The sequence below is a fragment of the Xenorhabdus sp. NBAII XenSa04 genome (assembly GCF_963866145.1).
Lineage (GTDB): Bacteria > Pseudomonadota > Gammaproteobacteria > Enterobacterales > Enterobacteriaceae > Xenorhabdus > Xenorhabdus indica.
In genome coordinates this window covers 1-532 of the sequence record NZ_CAWMEB010000306.1, presented here as the reverse complement: position 1 = coordinate 532, position 532 = coordinate 1, and the positions used below count along the sequence as shown (strand labels likewise).

At 54.5% G+C, this 532-nt stretch carries 1 protein-coding gene; it reads left to right on the top strand.

Annotation, left to right across the window (positions count from 1 at the left end; genetic code table 11):
- Nucleotides 1-26: 26 nt before the first annotated feature.
- The coding region (locus tag AAC147_RS10900; protein WP_047686610.1) for a phage portal protein at nt 27-532 on the top strand (506 nt) is incomplete at its 3' end.

Below are 532 nucleotides of genomic sequence, written 5' to 3'. Positions count from 1 at the left end.
AGCCAGAAACCCGGTAAGGAGGCCTGATGTTTTTCCCCGGATTATTTCGTAAATCCGCCGAACCGATGACCTCCCGTGATTTAAGTGAGCTGATTGGTCTCTCTTATGACACCTACAGCGGACGGCGCGTCAGTCCGCAGTTAGCGATGCAGTTAACCGCCGTGTTCAGTTGTGTGCGGGTGCTGGCGGAATCGGTCGGTATGCTGCCCTGTTCGCTGTATGAGCAACTGGAGCGCGGCAATCAACGCGCTGTCAAAGAAAGGTTGAATAAACTGCTGTCAGTGAAGCCCAATAACTATATGACGCCACAGGAGTTCTGGGAGCTATTAATTGCCTGCCTGTGCCTGCGGGGTAATTTCTACGCCTATAAGGTCAGGGCCCTCGGTGAGGTGGTGGAGTTATTGCCGCTGGATCCGGGCTGCGTGGTCGCCAAACTGAACAGTGACTGGCAGCCGGAATATCAGGTGACGTTCCCGAACGGAGAAAGCCGGACGCTGACACAGGATGAACTCTGGCATGTCCGTATCTTCAC